Below are 25,595 nucleotides of genomic sequence, written 5' to 3' on the forward strand. Positions count from 1 at the left end.
GAGAGGCGGGGAGGGGAGAGAGCCGGAAGGCGTGGGTGAATAATCGGTTGCCCGTTGCCCGGCCGGGTGGTTGCAATGGCCCGCAACCGAACCGTCAGCCGGGAGACGCCAGCGCATGAACACGCCACAACTGCACACCGGTACGGAATCGGCTGACGGGGCTTCCGTCCGGATCGGTGCTCTCGTTCCGCTGTCCAGGCCTGGCTGGACCGATGCGGGCCGGCACCTGCTCGCAGGGCTGGAGCTGGCCGTTCGCGAGGTCAATGACGGCGGTGGGATCCTCGGCAGGCCGCTCGAACTCGTGGTCCGGGACACCGCGGCCGATCCGCGGCGGGCCGAGGCGGCCGTGGACGAGCTGGCCGGGCTGGGCGTGGCGGCCCTGGCGGGGGAGTACCACAGCGTCGTCGCGCGTACCGCCGCCGCCCGGGCCGACGCACTCGGCCTGCCCTTCCTCTGCTCGTCCGCGGTGCTCGACGCGCTCACCGAACGGCCGACGGAATGGGTCGCGCGCCTGGCCCCGGCGCAGTCCCACGGCTGGCGGATCTACGCGGACTTCCTCCTCGGCGCGGGCCACGGAAGGATCGCCGTGGCGGCCGATCCGAGCGTCTACTGGGAGTCCGGGACCCGCATCCTGCGGGAGCACCTCGCTCAGCGCGGCGGCACGGTCATCGAACTCGACATGAGCGCGCTCACCCCCGAGGCCGTGTGTGACGAACTGGCCGCCCGGCGCGCCACGGCGCTGCTCCTGCTGGTGGGCCACCCGGAGCCGGCGCTGTCGATCGTCCGGTCCGTCCGCCGCGACCGGCGGCTCCCCGGCCTGCTGATCGGCGCTCCGGCCGGTCAGCCGGAATTCGCCGCATGGGGGAGCCGGCCGGGCGGCGAGGGTGCTGCGGTCCCGTTCCTGCGCTATCTGCCGGAAGAACTCGGCCCGCTCGGCGCGCGGGTCGGGACGGCCCTCCGCGAACGGCTGGGGGAAGCGCCCTCCTTCGTCGCCTTCGAGGGCTACGACACCGTCGCCGTCCTGGCCGACCTGCTGCGTTCCCACGGCACGGACCGGGATCGCACTGCCGCTTCCTGGCCGCTCGTCGACGTCGAGGGCACCCGCGGCCGGATCCGGTTCTCCCGCGCTCCGGGCATCGGCGTATGGCAATGGGCGTGGCCGCCGGTGCAGGTCGCCGACCGGGACCCGGCGGACCCCGATCGCTTCCGGATCCTGCACACCGGCTGAGGAATCGCCCCCCACCGCCCCGCCGCCGGAACGGAACGTCAAGGGCGCCGGTGCCCGGTGACGGCGGGATCTCGCCGCCGGTGGGAGTTCGCCTCGCCCTGCTGCAGTACGGCGTTCCCGTCAAAGTGCTCCTCTTCGGCAATTCCCCGGCGGGCGCGGGCGAGTGGGAGACGCGCTTTCCGGCCGTCCTTCGTACGGAAGCACATACCGCGGCCGCGACGGGGCGGCGGCCGCCCGCGCAGCCGCTTCCCCCCGAGTCCGAGTGGACGGGCGCGGGCAGCTCAACAGGGCGGCGGAGGGCGGATTCCGGCCCCCGGGGCGGTTCCGGCGGAGCGGTCGCCGGAACCGGTGGACTGTCCATTCCACCGAGGACCGGCGCCGAAACGGCCGTCGTCTTCGCGCTTTCCGCCGAGGGACCGGGTCGGCCGGAGGGGCGGTCCGGACGCTCCGGATGGCCTGATCCTGCCTGTGCGGCCGGCCCGCCTCCGTAACTCTGTTACAGGCCCGGAGGAGTGCGGTCACGCCCGGCGGGCATGCATCCCGTAGACCAGTTCGAAGCGATACGGGTGCGACGCGACACGGGAGGTACATCGCCGTGCGGGCGGGGGCGAGGACCGAGATCACTCGGACGGTGCGCCGGGCGGATCTGAAGGCGGTGGGTGAGGTCCGCAGGGACCTTCGGGAGATGTTGCGGTACCGCTGCCGGGCGGACACCGCGGACGTGGCGGAGCTGCTGGCGACGGAGCTGGTGACCAACGCCCTGGTCCACACGGACCACGGAGCCGAGGTCAGCCTCCGGCTCGCCGCCACCCGGATACGGGTGGAGGTCCGGGACGGCACCGCGCGCAAACCCCGGCCGTACGTACCGATCGCCGACGACGGTACGCACGGCCGGGGCCTGATGCTGGTGCAGGCACTGGCCGACGCCTGGGGCGTCGACCCGGTGCACGGCGGCAAGGTGGTCTGGTTCGAACTGGACCCGGGTGACCCCGGAACGGTCTAGCCGAACTGCTGCTCCAGGTCCTTCAGTTTCCGCTCCAGGGAGTCGAGCCGGGGGATCGTCTGGGTGTCGTCCTCGGCGGTGAGGTCCACGGTGCGGCCCTCACCCGCCTCGTGGCCGTGCACGGCCTGCAGGGAGGGCCTGCGGAGAACGGGCAGTTGCTCCGCTTCCGGTATGGCGGGCTCCGCGCCGACCGGCGCGGAGCCCGACCCCGAGGCCAGTCCCGGAACCTCCACCTGCCGTCCGCGTGCACGCGGCAGGCCGAAGGCCCGGTTCTGGCGGCCCAGTGCCCTGATGTGGGCACGTTCCCGGCGCTGCTGTTCGCGCCTGCGGATCCGCTCCTGCTCCTTCTCCCGCTTGTCCTCCCTCACCTCGTCGACCGCCTCGTCCAGCGTGCGTACGCCTTCCAGCAGCATCAGCGACCAGGCGCCGAAGGTCTCCCGGGGTGCGCGCAGCCAGCGGACGATCCGGATCTGCGGCAACGGACGGGGCACCAGGCCCTGTTCGCGCAGCGCGGCCCGGCGGGTCTGCTTGAGCGCCCGGTCGAACAGGACGGCCGCGGAGAGCGACATACCCGCGAAGAACTGCGGCGCCCCGTCGTGGCCGAGGCCGCGCGGTGCGTGCACCCAGTTGAACCAGGCCGCCGCGCCCGCGAACATCCAGACCAGCAGGCGGGAGCCGAGGGCGGCGTCGCCGTGACTGGCCTCCCGTACGGCGAGCACGGAGCAGAACATGGCGGCGCCGTCGAGCCCGAAGGGAACCAGGTACTCCCAGCCCCCGGACAGGTTCAGGTTCTGCCGGCCGAAGCCGACCAGTCCGTGGAAGGAGAGCGCGGCGGCCACGGCCGCACAGCAGAAGAGCAGGAGGTACGAGGCGGTGCCGTAGACGGCCTCCTTACGCCGCCGGCGCTCCTCGCTCCGTTCCCAGCTGTCGTCCGCCGCCTTGTCGCCTTCGCGCTTGCCCCGGGCCACGACCGCCACTGCCGCAAGAACGCCCAGGATCAGCAGGCTGCCGGGAAGCAGCCAGTCCAGCGATATGTCGGTCAGTCTCATCCGGTGTCCCTACAGTCGCGTCGCGCCCATCGGCTTTCCGCGCGCCATAGTGGCGGAAGCGGGCCGGGGCGCACGCGGGTTTCGGGGCAAGAGGACACTGATGAGGTCTGGCGCCCTCCGGATAGGGTGTTGTCGCTCGAACTCGTGCACGGGCAATGGAGTACGGGTTCGAATCGAAGGCACCCGAACGGGCGGATTGGGGCGGGCGCGCCTCCCGGCCGAACACGGCGTGGAGCGGTACGCGGGGGAGACGCCGGGGCGGCGTGGGGACGACGCGGGCGCGCCGCCGGTCCGGGGGACCGCGCACACCACGAGGAAGTGCGCACACCACGAGGTAGCCCGGAAGCCCGGAAGCCCGTAAGCCCGTAAGCCCCGAAGCCCCGAAGCCCCGGAGTCCGGAGTCCGGAAGCCCGTAAGCCCGGAAGTGCACAGGCCCGGAAGTGCTGAAGTAAGGGTCACCTGACCTGCCGCTGGACCCCGTGCACCCGCCTGGCCTGCTTTTTCTGCCGCCACCGCTGCGCCTATCCTCTGACGGACCCCAGACCAGCCAGGAGGACCGGATGCACGACGCGGCTCAGGCGCGGCTGCCCCGGCCACGGCAGTCCGGCCGCAAGGTGGCGCGGCATTTCGTCCGGGAACAGGTCCTCGACGCGCTGCGCACGGCCCTGCTGGAGGGCGAGCTGGTGCCCGGGGAGATCTACTCGGGGCCGGCCCTGGGCGAGCGGTTCGGGGTCTCGGCGACGCCGGTCCGGGAGGCGATGCAGCAGCTGGCGCTGGAGGGGGCGGTGGAATGCCTGCCGAACCGCGGCTTCCGGGTGCTCGTACGGACCCCGCGGGAGCTGGCGGAGCTGGCCGAGGTGCGGGCGATGCTGGAGGTTCCGGTGATGCTGCGGCTGGCCCGTACGGTGCCGCCGGAGGCGTGGGAGTCCCTGCGGCCCGCGGCGGCCGTGACGGGTGAGGCGGCGGCGTCGGGCGATCTCGCGGATTACGCGGAGGCGGACCGGGCGTTCCACCGGGCGGTGCTGTCGCTGTCGGGGAACGGGCAGCTGCTCCGGGTCACGGAGGACCTGCACCGGCGGGCGCAGTGGCCGTCGGCGGGGGTGCCACGGCGGCGGCGGGCGGATCTGGTGGCGGACGCGGCCGAGCACGCGGCGTTGCTGGAGGCGCTGATCGCGGGCGAGGTCGGCACGGTCGAAGCGCTGGTCCGCGAACACTTCACCGGCGCCTGACCCCATCGCCCCGCAGGGCGATGGTTCCCATCTCGCCCTGCGTAGCGCCTGCCCGCACCTCGGCCGAGCCGGCGCCCCGGCGGAGCCGCGCCCCCACCCCGGCGGCGGTGCCGCACAGGACAGCGGGGGCGCAGCCCTGCGGGGTCAGGTGGCGGCGGACGGGTGCAGGTGGTCGGCCAGCCAGGTCGGGATGCCGCCCAGGAGGTGGAACAGGCGCCGGGCCTCCGCCCGCAGCCGGGATGCCTCCGGCTCCGGCTCCGCCTCCGCCAGCGCCGCCAGTGCCGGCGCCGTGCCGACCAGGAAGCCCAGCTCCTCCCGGATGCGGAGCGATTCGGCGAAGCCGTGCCTGGCCTCCGCCAGCTCCCCGTCCCGCAGGGCCAGCCCGGCGAGCTGCCGCCAGGTGAACGACAGCAGCAGGGTGTCCCCGGCCGCCGCGGCGGCCGTGTGGGCGCGCCGGTACGCGGGCCGTGCGGCCTGCGGCGAGTCCGCGAGGTGCTCGGCCACCAGCCCGCGCCGGAAGTCCAGCAGCGGCCGCGTACGGGACGAGGGCGACAGCAGTGCCGCCGCCCGCCCGAGTGCCGAGCGGGCCTCGTCCGACCGGTCCCGTACGCCCAGCACCGTGGCCGCGTACGCCAGCTGCCCGCGCTCGCACGCGGCCGCTCCCCGCTGGTCGTCGTCCGAGGCGACGGCCTCCGCCGTGCGCAGGGCGTCCTCCGCCTCGGCCCAGCCCACCCCGGTGAACAGACAGCGTTCCACCAGCAGCGCGGTGCGCTGCACCGCGGCGCCGGCGTCGTCCGTGCGGGCGGTCAGCAGCGCCGCCGCGTCGGTCCAGCAGCCGCGCGACCGCAACCGCCATATCGCCCGCTGGAGGGGGTCGTCGCCCCCGGTGGACCCTGCACCCGACATGGCGGTGTCCGCCACATTGCCCTCCCCAAGCAACCGAGCAGCATGTGTCATCACGTCGTCATTGAGCCCTGGGGCGAAATGACAGCACGAATCTGCGTGATCGGCCAAGGGGTCGGGTGAACTCTTTCACAAAGTTCGGACACCTCATCAGGCGGGGGCCCGCGGGGGAGGGGCGGACCCCGGGGGCATCGCCTCAGCTCATCCGCAGTGCGAGGAAGAAGTCCAGCTTGTCCTCCAGCCGGGAAAGGTCCCGGGCCGTCAACTGCTCGATTCGCCCGACCCGGTACCGCAGCGTGTTGACGTGCAGGTGCAGCCGGGTCGCACAGCGGGTCCACGACCCGTCGCAGTCCAGGAACGCCTCCAGCGTCGGGATGAGCTCGGCGCGGTGGCGCCGGTCGTAGTCCCGCAGCGGGTCCAGCAGGCGGGCCGTGAAGGCGCGGCGTACGTCGTCCGGCACGAACGGGAGCAGCAGGACGTGCGAGGCCAGCTCGTGGTGTCCGGCGGCGCAGACCCGCCCGGGACGGGCCGCGGCGACCCGGCGGGCGTGCCGGGCCTCCTCCAGCGCCCCGCGCAGACCCTCCGCGGAGTGCACGGCCGCGCTGACGCCGAGCGTGAGCCGCCCGTCGTCGGCCAGACCGGCGGCCAGCGGCTCCCGTACGGCGGCCAGCAGGGCGTCGGCGTGCAGGGCGTTGTCCGGGCCGCGCTCCTCGCCGAGGGTGTCGCCGGCCGGGGCGGGCAGCGGGACCAGGGCGATGGCCTCGTCGCCGGCGTGGGCCACGGCGATCCGGTCGGAGGGCTCCGGGCCGGACACCGACGGGTCGACCAGGATCTCCTCCAGCAGGGACTGGGCGACCGGGCCGCCGGGGATGTCCCCGCCCTCCCAGTCGACCCGGGCCACCACGACCTGCCAGTGCGGGGCGGTGCCCAGGCCGGGCAGCAGCACCGGGGCCGCGACCCGCAGGCGGGCGGCGATCTCGGCGGGCGGCGCGCCCGTCTGGACCAGCTCCAGCACCTCCTGGGCCAGCCGGCGGCGCACCGTGCGGGCCGCGTCCCGGCGGTCCCGTTCCACCGCGATCAGCTGGGTGACGCCCTGCAGCAGGTCGAGGCGCTCGGCCGGCCAGTCGCCGGCGTCGGCCTCGACGGCCAGCAGCCAGTCCGAGAGCACGCTCTCGCGCACGTCCCGGGCGCCCGGCGCGGAGGCCCGTCCCACACCCCTGATCGGGAAGAGGGAGTAGGTAATACCCTGGAGGGAGATCCGGTGCGGGCCGCGGCGGCCGGTCCGGACAGCCGCCATGTGCTCGCTCGCCAGCGCCGCGCAGACACCCGGCGTGAGCGGCTCCCCGGCCCCGGCGATCTGCCTGCCCGTGGGGGAGAGCACCCAGGCACGCAGATCGAGGTCGGTGGTGAGGAGATCCAGCACCACATCCGGTCCACCGCCCGCAGGGCCCGAGGTCATGAGCCGGCGGTGCCGGTCCACGACGGCCGCGAGGTCGCCCGCGCGCTCGCCCGAGACCTGCCGCACCACGTATTCGGTGATGGTGGCGAATGCAACGTTCTCGTTGACGGCGAACAGCGGAAGCCGGTTCCGCACACAGGCCGAAACAAGATCGTCGGGGATGTCCGCGAGTTCGGCCTCGCCCGCCGCGAGCCCGGCCACCCCGGCGCCGGCGAGGATTCGTACGAAGGGCTCGGAGTCGGCTGAATTTCGTCTCCAGGCCAGTCCGGTCAGGACAAGTTCCCCTCCGGAGAGGTATCGGCTGGGATCCCTCAGGTCCGTCGTCATGACTCCGCGGACCGTACGGTCGAGTTCTTCCTCGCCGCCCAGCAGCCGCAGCCCCAGCGCCTCGGTTTCCAGCAGTGCGCGCAGCCGCATGATGTCGCCGCCGATCTGTCTCGATGTTGCCGTTGGAAATCGGGCAGGTCGTTGCATCCTGCCTTTCATACGAATCTACAAGACGAAGGAGGTCGTCAGCCAACTGCTTCATGGTTTCGGTGACTGCACCCGGGGGACGCGCGGCTTGTGTACTGGCTCCACACCGCGTTAACACCACGTGAACGACGAGCAGAGACCACCGGGCCTCGTGGCTTGAAGTGATCGACACCAAGTACTACCCACGCCAGAAGAGAGCCGCAAATGGACTTCCTTCGCCCCGCCCGCAGGGAGGAGGCACTCGCCGTCAAGGCCGAGTGTCCCGCCGCCCTGCCGTGCGGGTGGCGCGGACCTCATGGTGGAGATCGGCTTCGGTCACGCCCGTCCGGGGTCCCCGGTCGACCTCGACCTCATCGCGCCTCTCCGGGAGTGGTATCGCGGCCCGCACACGGGCTGCCCGCTCGAAAGGGCTGCATGACCATGCGCGTGAATTTCACTGTGAACGGCCGCCCGCAGGAAGCGGACGACGTCTGGGAGGGCGAGTCCCTCCTCTACGTCCTGCGTGAGCGCCTGGGCCTGCCCGGCTCGAAGAACGCCTGTGAGCAGGGCGAATGCGGTTCCTGCACGGTCCGTCTCGACGGTGTCCCGGTCTGCTCCTGCCTGGTCGCCGCAGGCCAGGCGGAGGGCCGCGAGGTCCTGACCGTCGAGGGTCTGGCCGACTACGCCAGGCAGCGCGAGCAGCACGGCCGGTCCGGCGGTGCGGATGCGCGCGGCGGCGGCCGGGGCGTCTCCATGGACGAGGCCAGGCACTGGTCCGCCCAGGGCGCCGACTCGCAGACCGGCGAGGGCGTGGAGCTCTCCACCATCCAGCAGGCGTTCATCGACGCCGGCGCCGTCCAGTGCGGCTTCTGCACCCCGGGTCTGCTGGTCCAGGCCGACGCGCTGCTGGAGGGCAACCCGTCGCCGTCCGACCAGGACATCCGCGAGGCCCTGTCCGGCAACCTGTGCCGCTGCACGGGCTACGAGAAGATCCTCGACGCGGTCCGCCTGGCGGCCGCCCGTCAGGGAGAGGTGGTCTGACCATGGCGCAGAACACCCGTCCCGCACCCGCCGGCACGCCGACCGAGGTCACCCAGAAGCAGACCCGGGGCGGCATCGGAGAGTCCACCCTCCGCCCCGACGGCACCCTCAAGGTGACCGGCGAATTCGCGTACTCCTCCGACATGTGGCACGAGGACATGCTGTGGGGCCAGACCCTGCGCAGCCCCCTCGCCCACGCGGAGATCGTGGACATCGACATCTCCGAGGCGCTCGCCCTGCCCGGCGTGTACTCCGTGCTCACGTACGCGGACCTGCCGACCGACACGAAGAACTACGGCCTGGAGATCCGGGACACCCCCGTCCTGGCCCACGGCCGGGTGCGTCACCACGGTGAGCCGATCGCCCTCGTGGCGGCCGACCACCCGGAGACCGCCCGCCGCGCCGCGGCCAAGATCAGGATCGACTTCAAGGAGCTCCCGCTCGTCACCGACGAGGCGACCGCTCTGGCCGAGGACGCGATCCTGATCCACCCGGACCGGCGCGACCACCACGCCGGCCACGTGCCGCACCCGAACATCGTGCACCGCCAGCCGATCGTCCGCGGCAACGCGGCGGAAGCGGCCGGGAAGGCCGACGTCATCGTCACCGGCGAGTACACCTTTGGCATGCAGGACCAGGCCTTCCTCGGCCCGGAGTCCGGCCTGGCCGTGCCGGCCGAGGACGGCGGCGTCGACCTCTACGTCGCCACCCAGTGGCTGCACTCGGACCTCCGGCAGATCGCCCCGGTCCTCGGGCTGCCCGAGGAGAAGGTCCGTATGACGCTGTCCGGCGTCGGCGGCGCCTTCGGCGGCCGCGAGGACATCTCGATGCAGATCCACGCCTGCCTCCTGGCCCTGGCCACCGGCAAGCCGGTCAAGATGGTCTACAACCGCTTCGAGTCGTTCTTCGGCCACGTGCACCGCCACCCGGCGAAGCTGCGGTACGAGCACGGCGCCACCAAGGACGGCAGGATCACGCACATGAAGTGCCGGATCGTGCTCGACGGCGGTGCCTACGCCTCCGCATCCCCGGCCGTCGTCGGCAACGCGGCCTCCCTCTCGGTGGGCCCGTACGTCATCGACGACGTGGACATCGAGGCCCTCGCCCTCTACACGAACAACCCGCCGTGCGGCGCCATGCGCGGATTCGGCGCCGTCCAGGCGTGCTTCGCGTACGAGGCCCAGATGGACAAGCTCGCCGCGGAACTGGGCATGGACCCGGTCGAGTTCCGCCGGCTGAACGCCATGGAGCAGGGCACGCGGATGCCCACCGGCCAGGTCGTGGACTCCCCGGCCCCGGTCGCCGAACTGCTGCGCCGGGTCAAGGCCCGCCCGCTGCCGCCGGAGCGCCAGTGGGAGACCGCCGGACAGGGTGCGGACGTCCGCGCGCTGCCGGGAGGTCTGTCGAACACCACCCACGGCGAAGGCGTCGTCCGGGGCGTCGGCTACGCGGTCGGCATCAAGAACGTCGGTTTCTCCGAGGGCTTCGACGACTACTCCACCGCCCGCGTGCGCCTGGAGGTCATCGCCGGCGAGCCCGTCGCGATGGTCCACACGGCCATGGCGGAGGTCGGTCAGGGCGGTGTCACCGTGCACGCCCAGATCGCCCGTACGGAGCTCGGCGTCCAGCAGGTGACCATCCACCCCGCCGACACCCGGGTCGGCTCCGCCGGTTCGACGTCCGCCTCCCGGCAGACGTACATGACCGGTGGCGCGGTGAAGAACACCTGTGAGGCCGTCCGCGAGAGGCTGCTGGAGATGGGGCGCCGCAAGATGGGCTCCCACCACCCGGCGTGGGCCCACGCGGAGCTGCTCCTCGAAGCCGGAAAGGTCGTCACCGACGGCGGCGAGGTCCTCGCGGACATCGCCGACGTCCTCGAGGACGAGGCGATCGACCTCGAACTCGAGTTCCGCCACCGCCCGACCGTCCCGTTCGACCAGGTCACCGGCCAGGGCGACGGCCACGTCCAGTACACTTTCGCCGCGCACCGAGCGGTCGTCGAAGTGGACACCGAACTCGGCCTCGTCAAAGTCGTCGAACTGGCCACCGCCCAGGACGTCGGCAAGGCGCTCAACATGCTTTCCGTGGTCGGCCAGATCCAGGGTGGTACCACCCAGGGTCTTGGTGTGGCCGTCATGGAAGAGATCATCGTGGATCCCAGGACCGCGAAGGTGCGAAACCCCTCCTTCACGGACTACCTGATCCCGACCATCCTCGACACCCCGACCATCCCGGTCGACGTCCTGGAACTGGCCGACCCGAACGCGCCGTACGGTCTGCGCGGTCTCGGTGAGGCGCCCACCCTGTCGTCCACACCGGCCGTCCTCGCGGCGATCCGGCAGGCGACGGGTCTGGAGATCGACAAGACGCCCATCCGTCCGGAGGCCCTGACCGGCACCCTCTAGGACCGAAGAGCTCTCCGGGCGGTGTGACAGGGAACGTCACACTTCACGGTCACACCGCCCGGAGTACGAAGTCCCGCCCCGCTCGCGGACCGCTTCACCCCCTGCAGTACCAGAAGTACCCGCAGTGCCAGCAACACCAGCAGTGCCAGTAGTAACTGAACGCTTCGTCTCGGGCCGTCCCCCGGGTCGTGCGGCCAAACGTTTCATCCCAAATCCCGCAGTAACTCGAAACCCCTATGCGGGTGCCCCTATGAACCTTGGGAGTTAGGCACCATGACCCAGTCGTCTGTGGAGCCCAAGACCACCTCGGAAGATGCAGCCGACGGCTCGCGTCCGCCGGCCGGCAAGTCTTGGCTCGACCGGTACTTTCACATCACCCACAGAGGATCCAACGTCGGCAACGAGGTTCGTGGCGGTATCACGACCTTCATGGCCATGGCGTACATCCTGCTGCTCAACCCCCTCCTGCTCTCCGGCAAGGACGTCGCCGGAGACACCATGAGCCAGAAGGCTCTCATCACGGCCACCGCCTTCGCGGCCGCCGTGACCACGCTCCTCATGGGCTTCGTAGGCAAGGTGCCGCTCGCCCTCGCCGCAGGCCTCTCGGTCTCGGGTGTGCTGGCCTCGCAGGTCGCCCCCCAGATGACCTGGCCCCAGGCCATGGGCATGTGTGTGCTCTACGGTGTCGTGATCTGTCTCCTGGTCGTCACCGGCCTCCGTGAGATGATCATGAACGCGATCCCCCTCGCGCTCAAGCACGGCATCACCATGGGCATCGGCCTGTTCGTCGCCATCATCGGCCTCGTCAAGGGCGGCTTCGTCGGCCGCGGCCCGGAGTTCGGTGCCCCGCTCCAGCTCGGTGCCGTCGGTGAGCTGTCCGGCTGGCCCGTCCTGCTCTTCTGCGTGACCCTGCTCACCATCTTCATGCTGCAGGCCCGCAAGATCCCCGGCGCGATCCTGATCGGCATCGTCGGCGGAACCATCCTTGCCGCCATCCTGAACGCCGTCGTCGACATCGACGAGAAGGCGTGGAAGAACGGCCCGCCGGTCCTCTCCGGTTCCGCCATCTCGCTGCCCGACTTCTCGCTCTTCGGTGACGTCAGCTTCGGCGGCTGGGGCGACGTCGGTTACATGACGGTCGGCATGATCGTCTTCACCCTGGTGCTCGCGGGCTTCTTCGACGCGATGGCCACCATCATCGGTGTCGGTACCGAGGCCAAGCTCGCCGACGACCAGGGCCGCATGCCCGGTCTGTCGAAGGCGCTGTTCATCGACGGCGCCGGCGGTGCCATCGGTGGTGTCGCGGGTGGCTCCGGCCAGACCGTGTTCGTCGAGTCGGCCACGGGTGTCGGCGAGGGTGCTCGTACCGGTCTCGCCTCCGTCGTCACCGGCCTGTTCTTCGCCGCCTGCCTCTTCTTCACCCCGCTCACCCAGGTGGTCCCCGGTGAGGTCGCCTCCGCGGCCCTGGTGGTCATCGGCGCGATGATGATGCAGACCGCCCGCCACGTGGACTGGGCCGACAGCGCGACGGCGATCCCGGTCTTCCTGACCGTCGTGATCATGCCCTTCACCTACTCGATCACGGCAGGCGTCGCCGCCGGTGTGATCACCTGGGTCGCCATCAAGGTGGCGCAGGGCAAGGTTCGGGAGATCGGTGCCTTCATGTGGGCGCTGACCGCGATCTTCGTGGTCTTCTTCGCCCTGAACCCGATCGAGCACTGGCTCGGCGTCGCCTGAGCCTGATCCGGAGCGCGAGTACCCTCCGCGCGTCCGATACTGAAACCGAACCTCCGAGGAGGCCGACATGCTGGACATCGCCGAAGAGCTGAACCGGTGGGTCGAGCAGGGACGCGACTTCGCGGTCGCCACCGTGGTGGCGGTCAGCGGGAGCGCGCCCCGGGAGGCCGGAGCGGCACTGGCCGTCGACGTCGACGGCACGGCCATCGGTTCGGTTTCGGGCGGATGCGTGGAGGGCGCGGTCTACGAGCTGTGCCGGCAGGCGATCGAGGACGGCAGGTCCGTCCTGGAGCGCTTCGGATACAGCGACGACGATGCCTTCGCCGTGGGCCTGACCTGCGGCGGCATCATCGACATCCTGATCACCCCGGTCCTCGTGGACGGCCCCCAGCGGGCCGTCTTCGAGACCGCGATAGCCGCCGCGGCGGCCGGTTCGCCGGCCGCCGTGGCGCGCGTCGCGTCCGGCCCGGCCGAGCTCGTCGGCCGCCCGGTCCTGGTCCGCCCCGAAGGCGGCCACGAGGGCGGCTCCGGCGGAAGCCCCGAGCTGGACCGCTCCATCGCCGCCGAGGCCCGCGCCATGCTGGACGCCGGCCGGACCGGCGTGCTGGAGATCGGCGCGGACGGCGGGCTCTGCGGAGAACCGCTCAAGGTGCTGGTCGAGTCCAGCGTCCCGGCCCCACGTCTGATCGTCTTCGGCGCCATCGACTTCGCCTCCGCCCTGGTCAAGGTCGGCAGGTTCCTGGGCTACCACGTCACGCTCTGCGACGCCCGCCCGGTGTTCGCCACCAAGGCCCGCTTCCCCGACGCCGACGAGATCGTCGTGGACTGGCCGCACCGCTACCTGGAGTCCACCGAGGTGGACGGCCGGACCGTGCTCTGCGTGCTCACCCACGACGCCAAGTTCGACGTCCCGCTGCTCCGGCTCGCCCTCCGCCTCCCGGTCGCCTATGTCGGCGCCATGGGCTCACGGCGGACGCACGAGGACCGCAACCGCCGGCTGCTCGAAGCCGGCGTCACCGACCTGGAGCTCGGCCGGCTGCGCTCGCCGATAGGGCTGGACCTGGGCGCCCGTACCTCCGAGGAGACCGCGATCTCCATCGCCGCCGAGATCGTCGCCAACCGGCGCGGCGGCAGCGGGATCGCCCTCACCGGCGCGCACACCCCGATCCACCGCGAGTTCCCCGAGCCGGCGCCCGGACGCATGGGCGTCCCCACCTGGCGGGAATGACGGAGACCACCGCGGGCGGGGGCGATCCCCGGACCGAACCAAGGGCGCAGCCGAAGGGCTTGCGCCCTTTTCGCATGCCGTCTACTTTTACCCGCCGGTAACACTCCTTCCCCCCAACGGAGTTGACCGGATGCTGCAACGCCCCCGCCCGCTGCGCGCCGTGTGCGCGCTGACCGCGGCCGCCCTGTTCACCGCCCTCGCCCCGGCGGCGGCGGACACCCCGCCGGACGCCGCCCCGGACGCGGCGCGGGCCGGGCTCCGCCAGGTGCTGTTCGTCGGCAACAACTGGGACGGCACCGCCGACGTCCTCGCCGCCACCGGAGACATGGACCGCATCGGCCGGATCAACGTGATCCCCGACAAGGCCGAGCGGCTCCGGGAGATCCACCTCAACCCCGTCAGGCTCGCCTACTTCCTGGGCATCCGCACCACCGCGGGCGAAGGCCACGACCAGTTCGCCGACGACATGTACACCACCCCGGACGGCTCCGCCGTGGTGGTCTCCCGCCCCTCCTTCGCCGACGTCGTCTCGATCGACCTGGCCTCCGGCCGGATCAACTGGCGCTTCCCGGTCGCCGGCTACCGCGCGGACCACATGGCGGTCTCCCCGGACGGCACCCGGGTCGCGGTGTCCGCGTCCACCGCCAACACCGTGCACGTGCTGGACATCACCACCGGCCGCGAGGCCGGCTCCTTCACCACCGGCGACAAGCCGCACGAGAACTCCTTCTCCCGCGACGGGAAGCTGATCTGGAACGCCTCCATCGGCGAGGTCAACACCGCCCTCGACGCGCCCTGGCTGGACTGGACGAAGGGCGACCGGAAGTTCACCGTGGTGGACGCGCAGACCTTCCGCACCGTCAAGACCGTCGACATGCGCGAACGCCTCGACGCCGCCGGCCGCTCCGACCTGTCGGACTCCATCCGCCCCAACGCCTTCAGCCCCGACGAGTCCAAGCTGTACTTCCAGGTGTCGTTCTTCAACGGCTTCGTGGAGTACGACGTGGCCGAGGACCGCATCACCCGCATCAAGACCCTCCCGAAGAACCCGGCCACCAGCGGTGACCGCACGAGCTGGGTCAACGATTCCCGTCACCACGGCATGTCCGTGAGCCCCGACGGCACCAAACTGTGCATCGCCGGGACCATGGACGACTACGCCACCGTGGTCGACCGGGCCACCCTGACCGAGGGGCCGCTGGTCCCGGCCTCCAAGCCGTACTGGGCCACCGTCAACGGGGACGGCACCGCCTGCGTGATCTCCGAGAGCGGCACCGACCGGGTGACGGCCATCGACTTCGCCACCGGCACCAAGCGGGTCTCCGTCCCCGTCGGCGACCACCCGCAGCGGGTCCGGCTGGGCCACGTGCCGGCCGGCTGGGCCGGCCCGAACGCGGGAGCGTCCTGAGCTATCGCGGTCCTTCGCCGGCCCAGCGGCGCAGGGCCTCGGTGGCCCGGGCCGCGTCGGCCGGCGGCAGGCTGCGTATGGAGAGGTGGTGGTTGGCCTCCGGCACCGTGAAGGCGTACGAGTCACGGGTGCCGGGGCCCAGCCGGAAGGGCTCCGCGACGGCCACGTCGTTCTCGCCGTTGACGAACATCAGCGAGCCGCCCCGGTGGCGGACCCAGCGGTCCACGTCCGCCATCGCGCCGGGCCGGAAGCGCAGCGGGACGTCCCGCGGCACGTAGGAGCGGACCTCCTGGATGCCCGGGTACCGCAGCAGCCCGTCCAGGTGCGGAGCGGCGAACTGCGGGTACCCCAGCTCGGTGCCCAGCTGGTGGAAGTACGGGGTGAAGTCCGCCAGGGTGCGGTCGGCGTACACGGGCAGGACGCTCACCCGGGCCACCCAGGCGTACAGGGCGTCGTCGTCGGACGCGGCCGTCGGCACGGCCGCGCAGCCGTCCGCGGGCTGGTGCATCCAGAACATCAACGGCAGCCGCAGGACCGCGAGTTCGAAGGCGCGGTCCACGCTGCCGATGATCTCGAAGCCGGCCTTCTCGCCCTCGGCCCACCGCGCGTACCGCTCGGTCATCGCCGACCGCCGGAGCAGGGCCTCGCGCTGCGCGGCCTTCAGGGCCGCACGGCACTCCGCGGTCCCGACCCGCTCCAGGGCGGCGTCGTAGGCGCTGTCGTCCCGGTCGTCCGTGTTGTTCGGGGCGGCGTACGCGACGGTCCCGGCCACGTCGTCCGGGTGGAAGCGGCGGTGGTAGACGGCCGTCATGCCGCCCTTGCTGCCCCCGGTGGAGATCCACGCACCCCCGTACACCCGCTTCAGGGCGGTGACGATCCGGTGGTGGTCGCCGGCCGCCTGGCGGATCGTCAGCTTGGACCAGTCGGTCACCGCGGGCCGGGAGGTGCCGAAGAAGCGCTGCTCCACGGTGATCTGGTTGGCGTCCAGCAGCTCGGTCGGCTCGGTCGGGCGCTGCGGCGCCGACCCGAGGTCGTACCCGCCGGAATAGAGCACCATGGGCCGCCGCGTGGACTTGTGCACCAGCGTCAGCCGCTGCTCGAACGACTCGCCGCCGGGGTGGTGGTGGTCGACCGGCTGGCGGAAGGAGAGGTCCAGGACGGTCTGTCCCGGGGCGCCGGCCGGCCGCTCGCCCAGCACGCGCATGCCGGGAACGGCCGCGAGCCGGGCGCGGATGTCCTCCCCGGCACCGGCCTCCCCGGTACCTGTGTCTTCCCCGGTACCTGTGTCTTCCCCGGCACCGGTGTCCTCCCGGGCGCGGACGTCCTCGGCGGCCGGGCGGCCGCCGGCCGCGGCCGGGGACGCGGCCGGGCCGGACACCCCGGTCACCGTCAGCACGCCGCTCAGCAGCGGCACGATCAGCAGGCGCTTCCACGTGTGGTTCATGTACCCAGGCAACCGCCTCAACGGGGCCCGGCGGATCCCCCGAGCGAGGAAACCGGCTCCCCCGCACGGGGGAAGACAGCGGCGACGAAGGTGTGCGGGGAGGTCAGGACGGGCGCCCCGCCGTGAAGGCGAGCCTGGCCGCCGACATGCCGAAACCGGCCGTCCAGGAGCCCGGGGTCAGCCCGGTGGGCCCCGGATACAGGTCCTCGTCGCGGTAGCGGCGGACGCTGCGGTGCCAGTGCAGGAGCGCCGCGAGCCAGTCCTCCAGCTCCCGGACCCAGGCGTCGACCGCGGCGCGGGCACCGGAGTCCAGTCCCAGGTCCTCGCACAGCACCTGCAGCTGGTGGTCCCGGATGTGCTCGAACTCCTCGGTGCGCCGCCTCAGCAGGTCCGCCACGATCCGGAACGCCGCCGGGTAGTCGATGTCGAAGAAGTTCTGGGTGACCAGGACGTGGTTGTGCACCTCGCCCTCGATCTCGATCTCCTTCTGGTACGAGAACAGGTCGTTGATCATGGCGCCGGTGTCCGAGGCGGCGTTCTCCATCGAGCGGATCACGCCGTTCCCGTGGAGTTCCGGCGGCAGCCCACGGCTGCCGCGCCCGTGCCGGACCAGGAACAGCATCAGGTCCGAGCCGAAGCCGGTCCGGCGCATCTCCGCGTAGTCGACCGGGTCGGGGATCCGGTGGGCGGCGCCGTTGTCGATCTCCCAGACCCAGCTGTCCAGCATCTCGGTCATGACGTCCCGGAACCCGGCCCGGAGCGCCGCCCGGGGCCCTTCCGCCAGGCCGGAGCCGGTCCGCGTCCAGAGCTCCTTCAGGGTTCGTTCGAGCGCGGTGACCGGTGCGGTCCCCTCGCCGGGGCCGAGCGGCATCATGGCGGCCAGGCGGGCCGTGGCGGCCCGCGCGGCCACGGGGGAGCGGGTGCTGCCGAACGCCTTCTGGTAGTAGTCGTCGGCGTACGTGCCCCAGGCCAGCCACTGGGCGTTCAGCAGGAGGTCCCCGGGGGAGGCGTCCGGCATGAAGCCCGCCGAGCAGAGCGCGAAGTCGAAGCCCCTGAACCGGGACTCGTTCCAGATGTCCGAGCCGGGGTCGCCGGGCTGCGGTCCGAGCAGCCCGGCCCGCAGGGCCCAGTCGGCGAGCTCGCGGCGGACCCGGTCCAGGTGCGGGCTCAGGGTCAGCGGGAACGGCATGTGGAAGTCCGGCAGCAGCGAGGGGCCCACCTTCCGGAAGGGCTCGTGGGTGAAGCTGCGCCGGCGCAGCGCCGCGGACCGCGGGGTGAACAGCGAGCGCGGGTCGAGCGCCGTGGTGCCGGGCCTGGTCGGCATGAACGGGAGGCTGAGCGGTGCCGTGGTGCGGGCCCCCTCGTTCATGTAGCGGCTGGACACCGTGTGCCATTCGTGGCCGCCGGACTGCCAGTCCTGCAGGCCCTTCGTGTACGCCAGGACGGCCGCGGTCTCGTCCGGGGTGAGCCCGTGCCCGTGCGCGAGGGCCGGCACCTCGGTCAGCGCGGTGTGCTCGAACTGGTGCAGCCGGGAGGTCAGCAGGTCGTTGGCGAGCTCGGCGGCCTCCTGGGTGGAGCAGCCCAGGAAGGTCTCCAGGACCAGCACGGCGTTGGACAGCTCGCCCTCGTCCTCGACCTCCCGCTGGTAGGAGAACAGGTCGTTGCGGATGTGCACGGCGTCGGAGAAGGAGTCCCGGAGCACCCGCAGCGGCCGGGAGCGCGCGACCCGGGCCGGCACCTCCGCGGCCACGTACTCGACCAGACCCGCCGACCAGGGGGCGCCGCCCACCTTGCGGCGCATCTCGATGTACTCCAGCGGGTTCGCGACCCGGCCGATGTCGATGTTGGCGAGCTCCCACATGGACTCGTCGAGCAGGTTCCGGGTGCTCTCGGCGAATCGTTCCCGCCAGTCCGAGGACATGGCCGGCACGGTCCTCGCCCACAGGTCCGCCAGTCCCGCCTCCACCGGGTTGGTGGGCTCGGGGAACCCGGCGGTCAGGTCCATGGGCATGAACGCGGCCAGCCGGTCCAGGTACCTGCGGGCCCCGGCCCGGTCCTGGGTGCGCTTGAAGGTCTCCAGGAAGTGGTCGTCGAAGAAGAACACCCACACATACCAGTCGGTGACCAGGGACAGCGCCTCGGCGTCACAGTCGGGGTGGGTGTACGAGCACAGCAGCGCGTAGTCGTGCGAGTCCAGGTCGCTCTCCTCCCACACCCCGGAACCTTCCAGCATCCCGAAGTCCCGCGCCCACCGCTTGGTGTGCGTACGCGCCCCGTCGAGGTGGGGGTTCAGTCGGGCCGGGTAGGGCACGTAGAAGTCCGGCAGTCGGAACGGCTGGGTCACGGCGGGGCATGCCTTTCGTCGCACGGCGGCGGGGGTGGGGGACCGGCGCACACACCGGGCCCCCACAAGAGATCAGCAGGGCACTGCCCCCGGCTCCCCCGGGACAAGGAGGAGTTCACCTGTTCGGGTGACGACCGGCCGTGGTGCGTGACGGATGTTCGAACCGGGGGAAGCGTCTGCGCCATGAACGGTGATCGCCGCGGCTGGAGCCGGTGCCTGCTCGCGGGCACGGTGTTCGCGGTGTGCATGGCCGGCACCACCCTGCCGACCCCGCTCTACCCCCTCTACCAGGAGGAGTTCGGCTTCTCCGAGCTCACCGTCACGGTCGTCTACGCCGTCTACGCCTTCGCGGTGATCGCTGCGCTGCTGCTCGCGGGCAACGCCTCGGACCTCGTGGGCCGCCGCCCGGTCCTCTTCACCGGCCTGGGCTTCGCGGCTGCGAGCGCCGTCTGCTTCCTGCTCGCCTCCGGCCTGGGCTGGCTCTACGCCGGGCGGCTGCTCTCGGGCCTGTCCGCCGGACTGTTCACCGGGGCCGCCACCGCGTACGTGATGGAACTCGCACCGCCCGGCGGCGGCTCCCGCGCCACCTTCGTGGCGACCGCCGCCACCATGGGCGGCCTGGGCTGCGGGCCGCTGCTCGCCGGCCTGCTCGCGGAGTACGCCCCCGGGCCGCTGACCCTGCCGTTCGTCGTGCACCTGGTGCTGGTCGCCGGCTCGGCCGCCGTCCTGGGGCGGTTGCCGGAGACCGTACGGGACCGGCGCCCGGTCGGCGCCGTACGGCCGCAGGCGCCCGCGCTGCCGCCATCGGTCCGGCCGGTGTTCGGTCCGGCCGCGACCGCCTCCTTCGCCGGCTTCGCCCTCTTCGGGGTGTTCACCTCGGTCAGTCCGGCCTTCCTCGCCGGTTCCCTGCACGTCGAGGACCACGCGGTCAGCGGGCTGGTGGTCGCGCTGGCCTTCTTCGCCTCCACGGCCGGGCAGCTCGCGGTCGGCCCGATCGGTACGGCCCGCTCGCTGCAGGTGGGCTGCGCCGTCCTGGTGGCCGGGCTGGCGCTGCTCGCCGGAGCGCTCTACTGGGAGCAGCTGGCGCTGGTGGTGCTGAGCGCGCTGGTGGGCGGGGTGGGGCAGGGGCTGGCGTTCCGCGCGGCACTGTCCGCGGTCGCCCGGGCGGCGCCGGAGGACCGGCGGGCCGCGGTGATCTCCGCCCTGTTCGTGGTGGCCTACGCGGGCATCTCGGTGCCGGTGATCGGCGTGGGCCTGCTGGTCGGACCGCTCGGCCTGGAGGGGGCGGGCCTGGTGTTCATCGCCTGCATGACGGTCCTGGTCTGCTCGGCGGCCGCGTACCTGATCCGGCGGCCGATCCGGACGGAGGACTGACGGGGGCGGGGAGGGCGGGGGACGGCGGGGACGGCGCGGACGGCGGGGACGGTGGCGGGAAAACCTCAGTAGGCTGTGGCGGCACGTACGCGCGCACGCCGTACGTGTGTGCGCACACGCCAGGAACGACCACACGAGGAGCAGCCGTGAGCCAGTCGGCGTCCATCGCCCTGCAGCAGCAGATCGCCCGGGAGCTGGAGGTCGCCGAGACCTTCGACGCCGAGCGGGAGATCGAGCGCCGGGTGGCCTTCCTCACCGAGCGGCTCGTCTCGACCGGTCTGCGGTCGCTGGTCCTCGGCATCAGCGGAGGCGTGGACTCCACCACCGCCGGCCGGCTCTGCCAGCTCGCCGTGGAGCGGGCCCGGGAGGCCGGCCACCAGGCCGAGTTCCACGCGATGCGGCTGCCCTACGGCGTCCAGGCCGACGAGCGGGACGCCCAGCTCGCGCTCGCCTTCATCCGCGCCGACCAGGTGCTGACCGTGGACGTCAAGCCGGCCTCCGACGCCGCGCTGGAGGCGTCGCTCGCCGCCGGGGTCGTCTTCCGGGACGCCCACCACCGGGACTTCGTGCACGGCAACATCAAGGCCCGCCAGCGCATGATCGCCCAGTACGCGGTGGCCGGCGCGACCGGCGGCCTGGTCGTCGGCACCGACCACGCGGCCGAGGCGGTGTCCGGCTTCTTCACCAAGTTCGGCGACGGAGCCGCCGACCTGGTCCCGCTGACCGGCCTGACCAAGCGCCGGGTGCGTGCCGTCGCGGACCTGCTCGGTGCGCCCGCCGAGCTGGTGTGGAAGACCCCCACGGCCGACCTGGAGGACCTCGACCCGGGCAAGGCGGACGAGGACGCGCTGGGGGTCACGTACGACGAGATCGACGACTTCCTGGAGGGGAAGCCGGTCGACGAGCGGGCCTTCGGGATCATCGCCGGGCGGTACGAGGCGACGGCGCACAAGCGCGAGCTGCCGATCGCGCCGTAGCTCCGCCACGGCGCGGCCCCCGAACCGAAGCGGGGCTGCGCCCCCGACCGCCTTGCGAGGCTGCGCCCCGGGCCTCCGGGGGGCTGCGCCCCCGACCGCCTTGCGAGGCTGCGCCCCGGGCCTCCGGGGGGCTGCGGCCCCGGCCGCTTTGCGAGGCTGCGCCACGGGCATCCTGCGGGGCTGAGCCCGCGACTTGTGCGGGGTTTCGGCCGGCGGGGGTGCGGCCGCCGGGCGGGGGTGTCCCGGTGTGCCCACCCGTCCCGCCCTGCGGGACGCCTGCCCACACCGGGGCGGGCGGCTGCCCGCCAGTGCGCCGACAGGACGCCGCGCATGCGGTGGACGAGCGTGCGGGCCCCGGCCGGATCTCACCGGTCCAGGGCCCGCAGGGCGTCACCCGCCGTGTCCGTCACCGCCTCGTGCCCGGCGATGAACTCCCGGATCAGCGGAATCCGGCGGCATCCGCAGTAGTGGCACATGCCGCCGTGGTGGACCCGCTACTCGGCCTCGCCCTCCAGGCTGCCCTCCGTGTCCAGGTAGACCTGGCGGAGTGCCTCCAGGACCTGCGGGTCCGGCTTCTCCCACAGACCGCGCGACTCCGCCTCCAGCAGCCGCTCCGCGATGCCGTGCAGCGCCCAGGGGTTGGCGTCCTTCAGGAACGCCTGGTTCTCCGGGTCCAGCACGTACGTCTCGGTCAGCTTGTCGTACATCCAGTCCGCGATCACGCCCGTCGTGGCGTCGTAGCCGAACAGGTAGTCGACCGTGGCGGCCAGCTCGAAGGCGCCCTTGTAGCCGTGGCGGCGCATCGCCTCGATCCACTTGGGGTTCACCACCCGGGCCCGGAAGACCCGGCTGGTCTCCTCCACCAGCGTGCGGGTGCGCACCGTCTCCGGACGGGTCGAGTCGCCGATGTACGCCTCCGGCGCCGTGCCGCGCAGCGCGCGGACCGTCGCCACCATGCCGCCGTGGTACTGGAAGTAGTCGTCCGAGTCGGCGATGTCGTGCTCGCGGGTGTCCGTGTTCTTCGCGGCCACCGTGATCCGCTTGTACGCCGACTCCATCTCGGCACGCGCCGGACGGCCCTCCAGGCCGCGGCCGTACGCGTAACCGCCCCACACCGTGTACACCTCGGCCAGGTCGGCGTCGGTGCGCCAGTCCCGGCTGTCGATCAGCTGCAGGATGCCCGCGCCGTACGTGCCCGGCCGGGAGCCGAAGATGCGCGTGGTGGCGCGCCGTTCGTCACCGTGCTCGGCCAGGTCCGCCTGCGCGTGCGCCCGTACGTAATTGGACCCGGCCGGCTCGTCCAGCGAGGCGGCCAGCCGTACGGCGTCGTCCAGCAGGCCGATCACGTGCGGGAAGGCGTCCCGGAAGAAGCCCGAGATGCGCAGGGTCACGTCGATGCGCGGACGGCCCAGCTCGTCGAGCGGGATCGGCTCCAGGCCGGTGACGCGGCGCGAGGCCTCGTCCCACACCGGGCGGATGCCGAGCAGGGCGAGGGCCTCGGCGACGTCGTCGCCGGCGGTGCGCATCGCGCTGGTGCCCCACAGGGACAGGCCGACGGAGGCCGGCCACTCGCCGTTGTCGGTGCGGTAGCGCTCCAGGAGGGAGTCGGCCAGGGCCTGGCCGGTCTCCCAGGCGAGGCGCGAGGGCACCGCCTTGGGGTCCACGGAGTAGAAGTTGCGGCCCGTGGGGAGGACGTTGACCAGGCCGCGCAGCGGCGAACCGGACGGACCGGCCGGGACGAAGCCGCCGTTGAGGGCGTGCACGGCGTGCGCCAGCTCGTCGGTGGTGGCCGCCAGCCGCGGCACCACCTCGGTGGCGGCGAACCGCAGGATGTCGTGCACCGGCCGGCCGTGGCCGGACGCCACCTCCGCCACCGCCGCCGGGTTCCAGTCCGCCGTCTCCATGGCCTCGACCAGGGCGCGGGCCTGCTCCTCCGCCTCGTCGGCGGAGGTGCGGGTGGCCTTGGACTCGTCCAGGCCGAGCGCCTCTCGCAGACCGGGCAGGGCCGTCGTACCGCCCCAGATCTGCCGGGCGCGCAGGATGGCCAGGACCAGGTTGACCCGGTCGGTACCGGTCGGCGCACCGCCCAGGACGTGCAGGCCGTCGCGGATCTGCGCGTCCTTGACCTCGCACAGCCAGCCGTCGACGTGCAGCAGGAAGTCGTCGAAGCCGTCGTCGTCCGGGCGCTCCGCCAGCCCCAGGTCGTGGTCCAGCTTGGCGGCCTGGATCAGCGTCCAGATCTGGGCGCGGATCGCGGGCAGCTTAGCCGGGTCCATGGAGGAGATCTGGGCGTACTCGTCCAAGTGCTGCTCCAGGCGCGCGATGTCCCCGTAGGAGTCGGCGCGGGCCATCGGCGGCACCAGGTGGTCGACCAGGGTGGCGTGCACCCGGCGCTTGGCCTGGGTGCCCTCGCCCGGGTCGTTGACCAGGAACGGGTAGACCAGCGGCAGGTCGCCGAGCGCGGCGTCGGGCGCACAGGCCGCGGACAGGCCGGCGTTCTTGCCGGGCAGCCACTCCAGGTTGCCGTGCTTGCCCAGGTGGATCATCGCGTCGGCGCCGAAGCCGTTGTCCGCGGCGGCGGCCTGGATCCAGCGGTAGGCGGCCAGGTAGTGGTGCGAGGGCGGCAGGTCCGGGTCGTGGTAGATCGCGATCGGGTTCTCGCCGAAGCCGCGCGGCGGCTGGATGAGGATCAGCAGGTTCCCGCGGTGCAGCGCCGCCAGGACGATGTCGCCCTCCGGGTTGTGCGTCCGGTCCAGGAACATCTCGCCGGGCGCCTCGCCCCAGTGCTCCTCGACCTCCTCGCGGAGCTCGGCGGGCAGCTGCGCGTACCAGCGCTTGTAGTCGGCGGCCGGGATGCGGACCGGGTTCTTCGCCAGCTGCTCCTCGGTCAGCCAGTCCTGGTCGTGGCCGCCGGCCTCGATCAGCGCCCGGATCATCTCGTCGCCGTCGCCGGAGACCAGGCCCGGGATGTCCTCCACCGGGCCGAAGTCGTAGCCCTCGGCGATCAGCCGGCGCAGCAGCGCCACGGCCGAGGCGGGGGTGTCCAGGCCGACCGCGTTGCCGATCCGGGAGTGCTTGGTCGGGTACGCCGACAGCACCAGCGCGATCTTCTTCTCGGCGTTCGGGGTGTGGCGCAGCTTCGCGTGCCGGATGGCGATGCCGGCGACGCGGGCGGCCCGCTCGGCGTCCGCGACGTACGCCGGGAGGCCGTCGGCGTCGATCTCCTTGAAGGAGAACGGCACGGTGATCAGCCGGCCGTCGAACTCGGGCACGGCGACCTGGCTGGCCGCGTCCAGCGGCGACAGGCCCTCGTCGTTCTCCTCCCAGGCGCTGCGCGAACCGGTGAGGCACAGCGCCTGCAGGATCGGCACGTCCAGGGCGGCCAGCGCCCCCGCGTCCCAGGACTCGTCGTCCCCGCCGGCCGAGGCGTCGGCCGGCCGGGTGCCGCCGGCCGCCAGGACGGTCGTCACGATGGCGTCGGCGCCCCCGAGTTCGGCCAGCAGCTCCGGCTCGGGGCTGCGCAGCGAGGAGACGTACAGCGGCGCCGGGATCCCGCCGGCCTCGGTGATCGCGTCGCACAGGGCGTGCACGAAGGCGGTGTTGCCGCTCATCTGGTGGGCGCGGTAGTAGAGGACGGCGATCGTCGGCCCGGTCCCGGTCCCGGTCCCGGGCACGGTCTCGCGCTCCAGGCGGCCCCAGGTCGGCGCGGCGGCCGGCGGCTCGAAGCCGTGGCCGGTGAGCAGCACGGTGTCGGAGAGGAAGCGGGCCAGCTGCGTGAGGTTGGCCGGGCCGCCGTGCGCGAGGTAGGCGTGCGCCTCGGCGGCGATGCCGATCGGAACGGTGGACGCCTCCATCAGCTGGGCGTCGGGGGCCTGTTCGCCGGTCAGCACGACCACGGGCCGGGTCTGCTCGGGGGCGAGCAGCACGTCCAGACCCTCCTGCCAGGCCCGCAGACCGCCGAGGAGGCGTACGACGACCAGGTCGGTGCCGTCGAGCAGCGCGGGGAGGTCGTCGAGGGGCAGCCGGGAGGGGTTCGCGAACCGGTACGGCCCGGGCCCTTCCGCGTCGTTCGCGGCGCTCGCGGCGTTGGCCGCGCGGGCGCTCAGCAGATCGGTGTCGGAGGTCGACAGCAGAAGGATCATGCGAGGGCAGCCTTCCTCGGGGTTTCCGCGCCCCGGGCAGTGCGGACGGCGGGAGTTCCTGACTCGCCCGGCCCGGGGGCCTGGCTCACAGTGGCGGGACCGCGCCGGAATCGCACCGGGCTTCCTCCCATGTCGCCGTCCTGGCGACGACGGGCCAGTCGACCCGCCGGG

16 protein-coding genes, 1 pseudogene and 1 riboswitch are annotated in these 25,595 nt (G+C 72.6%); of the genes and pseudogenes, 11 read left to right on the top strand and 6 right to left on the bottom strand.

The annotated features are described in order from the left end of the window. Positions 1–115 precede the first annotated feature (115 nt). On the top strand, positions 116–1,228 hold the full coding sequence (locus AB0O36_RS28995) for an ABC transporter substrate-binding protein (RefSeq protein WP_365115296.1): 1,113 nt from the start codon (positions 116–118) through the stop codon (positions 1,226–1,228). 631 nt (positions 1,229–1,859) lie between these two features. Continuing rightward, entirely contained in the window at positions 1,860–2,231 is a 372-nt protein-coding gene (locus AB0O36_RS29000; RefSeq protein ID WP_365115297.1) for an ATP-binding protein, read from the top strand. Here AB0O36_RS29000 and AB0O36_RS29005 read toward each other — a convergent pair. Continuing rightward, a complete protein-coding gene (locus AB0O36_RS29005) occupies positions 2,228–3,280 on the bottom strand; it encodes a DUF2637 domain-containing protein (protein WP_365115299.1) in 1,053 nt (350 codons plus the stop codon). The two genes, AB0O36_RS29000 and AB0O36_RS29005, sit on opposite strands and share 4 nt — an antisense overlap. A gap of 560 nt (positions 3,281–3,840) precedes the next feature. On the opposite strand from AB0O36_RS29005, the gene AB0O36_RS29010 reads away from it, so the two are divergent. Then, positions 3,841–4,509: a GntR family transcriptional regulator gene (locus AB0O36_RS29010; protein ID WP_365115301.1), complete on the top strand. Its 669-nt coding sequence runs from the start codon at positions 3,841–3,843 to the stop codon at positions 4,507–4,509. A gap of 144 nt (positions 4,510–4,653) precedes the next feature. Here the strand turns inward: AB0O36_RS29010 and AB0O36_RS29015 are convergent, their stop codons facing one another. Then, complete coding sequence (locus AB0O36_RS29015; protein ID WP_365115303.1) at positions 4,654–5,430, bottom strand: hypothetical protein; 777 nt, start codon at positions 5,428–5,430, stop codon at positions 4,654–4,656. A 178-nt stretch (positions 5,431–5,608) separates the two neighbouring features. After that, positions 5,609–7,288 (bottom strand): PucR family transcriptional regulator ligand-binding domain-containing protein, encoded by a 1,680-nt coding sequence (locus tag AB0O36_RS29020; RefSeq protein WP_365115305.1) that lies wholly within the window; start codon positions 7,286–7,288, stop codon positions 5,609–5,611. 261 nt (positions 7,289–7,549) lie between these two features. Here AB0O36_RS29020 and AB0O36_RS29025 point away from each other — a divergent pair. The 6 genes and pseudogenes from AB0O36_RS29025 to AB0O36_RS29050 all read left to right on the top strand — a co-directional run. Then, a pseudogene (locus AB0O36_RS29025) lies at positions 7,550–7,718 on the top strand (xanthine dehydrogenase family protein subunit M); the annotation flags it as partial. 47 nt (positions 7,719–7,765) lie between these two features. Further along, the gene (locus AB0O36_RS29030; protein WP_365115362.1) at positions 7,766–8,365 is read left to right on the top strand and encodes a (2Fe-2S)-binding protein; all 600 of its coding nucleotides are present in this window, start codon (positions 7,766–7,768) and stop codon (positions 8,363–8,365) included. 2 nt (positions 8,366–8,367) lie between these two features. Then, complete coding sequence (locus tag AB0O36_RS29035) at positions 8,368–10,770, top strand: molybdopterin cofactor-binding domain-containing protein (RefSeq protein ID WP_365115307.1); 2,403 nt, start codon at positions 8,368–8,370, stop codon at positions 10,768–10,770. 273 nt (positions 10,771–11,043) lie between these two features. Then, entirely contained in the window at positions 11,044–12,507 is a 1,464-nt protein-coding gene (locus AB0O36_RS29040) for an NCS2 family permease (protein ID WP_365115309.1), read from the top strand. Positions 12,508–12,574: 67 nt separating this feature from the next. Further along, positions 12,575–13,735 (top strand): XdhC/CoxI family protein, encoded by a 1,161-nt coding sequence (locus AB0O36_RS29045; protein ID WP_365115310.1) that lies wholly within the window; start codon positions 12,575–12,577, stop codon positions 13,733–13,735. 130 nt (positions 13,736–13,865) lie between these two features. After that, the gene (locus AB0O36_RS29050; RefSeq protein ID WP_365115311.1) at positions 13,866–15,143 is read left to right on the top strand and encodes a YncE family protein; all 1,278 of its coding nucleotides are present in this window, start codon (positions 13,866–13,868) and stop codon (positions 15,141–15,143) included. 1 nt (position 15,144) lies between these two features. Here the strand turns inward: AB0O36_RS29050 and AB0O36_RS29055 are convergent, their stop codons facing one another. Both AB0O36_RS29055 and AB0O36_RS29060 read right to left on the bottom strand, forming a co-directional pair. Continuing rightward, positions 15,145–16,587 carry a S28 family serine protease gene (locus AB0O36_RS29055; RefSeq protein ID WP_365115312.1) on the bottom strand — a complete coding sequence of 481 codons (1,443 nt, stop codon included), beginning with the start codon at positions 16,585–16,587 and terminating at the stop codon, positions 15,145–15,147. A gap of 103 nt (positions 16,588–16,690) precedes the next feature. Further along, complete coding sequence (locus AB0O36_RS29060; protein ID WP_365115313.1) at positions 16,691–18,931, bottom strand: terpene synthase family protein; 2,241 nt, start codon at positions 18,929–18,931, stop codon at positions 16,691–16,693. Between the two features lie 183 nt (positions 18,932–19,114). Between AB0O36_RS29060 and AB0O36_RS29065 the strand changes: the two genes are divergently transcribed. Next, on the top strand, positions 19,115–20,305 hold the full coding sequence (locus tag AB0O36_RS29065) for an MFS transporter (protein WP_365115315.1): 1,191 nt from the start codon (positions 19,115–19,117) through the stop codon (positions 20,303–20,305). Between the two features lie 146 nt (positions 20,306–20,451). Further along, positions 20,452–21,282: an ammonia-dependent NAD(+) synthetase gene (gene nadE, locus AB0O36_RS29070; protein WP_365115317.1), complete on the top strand. Its 831-nt coding sequence runs from the start codon at positions 20,452–20,454 to the stop codon at positions 21,280–21,282. 494 nt (positions 21,283–21,776) lie between these two features. Here nadE and cobN read toward each other — a convergent pair whose 3' ends face one another. Continuing rightward, positions 21,777–25,424 carry a cobaltochelatase subunit CobN gene (gene cobN / locus AB0O36_RS29075; RefSeq protein ID WP_365115318.1) on the bottom strand — a complete coding sequence of 1,216 codons (3,648 nt, stop codon included), beginning with the start codon at positions 25,422–25,424 and terminating at the stop codon, positions 21,777–21,779. A 52-nt stretch (positions 25,425–25,476) separates the two neighbouring features. Further along, positions 25,477–25,551: riboswitch (cobalamin riboswitch) on the bottom strand. Positions 25,552–25,595 lie beyond the last annotated feature (44 nt).

Source organism: Streptomyces sp. NPDC089799 (assembly GCF_040684755.1).
Taxonomy (GTDB): domain Bacteria; phylum Actinomycetota; class Actinomycetes; order Streptomycetales; family Streptomycetaceae; genus Streptomyces.